At 69.7% G+C, this 1,506-nt stretch carries 1 protein-coding gene; it reads left to right on the top strand.

The features are described from left to right. Positions 1 to 126 precede the first annotated feature (126 nt). Positions 127 to 1,446 (top strand): IS256 family transposase, encoded by a 1,320-nt coding sequence (locus GT571_RS09935; RefSeq protein WP_238022426.1) that lies wholly within the window; start codon positions 127 to 129, stop codon positions 1,444 to 1,446. Positions 1,447 to 1,506 lie beyond the last annotated feature (60 nt).

Here is a 1,506-nt window from a genome sequence, read left to right as displayed (position 1 = left end):
GGTAGCGCGCAGAGATGTGGTGTAAGAGGCGGGGCATGCCCCGCCTCTTCTCTTTCTTGAAAGGGAGGGGACACCGCCTAGAATTCGTCGTTGGAGTAATGAAGGTGACGAATGGAAGGAAAGGCGATGCCCCAAGAAGAGAGTGTACTGCGCCTCGACCGCGACGAGGCCCTCGAGGCGGCGAGGCTTTGGCAGGAGTGCGGCGACGCGCGCGAGTTCGCGTGCAGGGTGCTGGGCGGCGTGATGAACGCGCTGATGGACTCCGAGGCCCAGCAGATGTGCGGCGCGAGCCGCAACGAGCGCAGCGACGGCAGGGAGAACAGCCGCAACGGCTACCGCCCCAGGTCGCTCAAGACCGCCGTGGGCGACGTGGAGCTCGAGATACCCAAGCTCAGGCACGGCACCTACTACCCCGAGGGCATGCTCGCGCGATGGTCGCGCGTCGACACCTCGGTGGCCGCCATCGTGCAGGAGATGTACGTGTGCGGCGTGTCCACCCGCAAGGTCGAGCGCGTGGCGTCCAAGCTGGGCATATCCTCGCTGTCGAGCTCGGAGGTCTCGAGCCTCTGCTCCGACCTCGACGCCGAGGTGGCGGAGTTCCGCAGCCGCGACCTGTCGGGCACGCCGTGCTGCTACCTGTGGCTCGACGCCACCTACATGAGCTGCAGGGTCGGCTCGTCGGTCGTCTCGCAGGGCGTCGTGACCGCGATCGGGCTGGGCGCCGACGGGCGCAAGCACTTCCTGGGCTGCGACGTGGTCGACACCGAGAGCGAGGACTCCTGGGCGGCATTCCTCGGCGGGCTGCGCGAGCGCGGGCTGGCCGGCGTTCGCCTCGTGGTCTCCGACAGCCACGCCGGGCTCGTGGCCGCCGTCTCGCGCCTGTTCCAGGGCTGCGCCTGGCAGCGCTGCGTGACGCACCTGCAGCGCAACCTCCAGAGCGCCTGCTCGGGCAGGCCCGAGGACTCCAAGGCGGCCGTCAGGGACCTCGTGCACGCCGCGGTCTACCAGGACGACCCCGACCTCGCGCGCTGCGTGTGGGCCGAGGCGGCGCCCTGGGTGGCGTCGGTGTCCGCCAGGGCCGGCGAGGTCTTCGAGCAGGCCGAGGACTCCGCGCTGGCGTTCACGGCCTTCCCCAGGGCGCACTGGGCCAAGCTCCGCACCAACAACGTCCAGGAGCGCGCCAACCGCGAGATCAAGCGCCGCTACAGGGTCGTGCAGTCCTTCCCCTCGAGGGAGTCGATGCTGCGCCTGACGTGCGCGAGCCTCATGGAGACCGAGGGGCAGTGGTCCCAGCAGCGCGTGTTCTCCGAGGCCTCGGCCGCCGAGGGCTTCGCCGAGCCCGCGGACAGGCCGGCCCCGACAGAGGGGAGGCGCCGCGCGCTCGGGCGGCGCGCCAGGGAGATAGTGGACGAGATAGTCGAGAAGCGCGGTCTCAAGAAGGAGTAACATCGGGACTTGCAGCGACGGACCTCAGGACACTCTTACACCACGTCTGCGCGCGCGACC

The sequence above is a fragment of the Collinsella aerofaciens genome, from assembly GCF_009876115.1.
Taxonomy (GTDB): domain Bacteria; phylum Actinomycetota; class Coriobacteriia; order Coriobacteriales; family Coriobacteriaceae; genus Collinsella; species Collinsella aerofaciens_N.
The sequence above is the reverse complement of the archived record's forward strand: the minus strand, read 5'-3'. Positions and strand labels throughout refer to the sequence as shown.

Coding starts and splice junctions, on each gene's coding strand:
- GT571_RS09935 (WP_238022426.1), top strand. CDS start 127: ATGCCCCAAGAAGAGAGTGTACTGCGCCTCGACCGCGACGAGGCCCTC.